Raw genomic sequence first — 201 nt, 5'->3', positions numbered from 1 at the left:
GGCGGGTGTGATGAAGATGGTGTTGGCGTTGGGGGAGGGGGTGTTGCCGCGTTCGTTGTACGCGGGGGTGCCGTCGCGGAAGGTGGAGTGGGGTGCGGGTCTGGTCCGGTTGCTGGATGTGGAGCGGGAGTGGGTGCGGGGTGAGCGGGTGCGTCGTGCGGGGGTGTCGTCGTTCGGGATCAGCGGGACCAACGCGCACGT

At 69.2% G+C, this 201-nt stretch carries 1 pseudogene; it reads left to right on the top strand.

What is annotated here, in order from left to right:
- Window positions 1-201: pseudogene (locus tag IA22_RS37960) on the top strand (hypothetical protein); the annotation flags it as partial.

This window comes from Kitasatospora papulosa (assembly GCF_000717245.1).
Taxonomy (GTDB): Bacteria; Actinomycetota; Actinomycetes; order Streptomycetales; family Streptomycetaceae; genus Streptomyces; species Streptomyces papulosus.
Note: the sequence above shows the minus strand (reverse complement) of the source record. Positions and strands in the feature narration are given on the sequence as shown.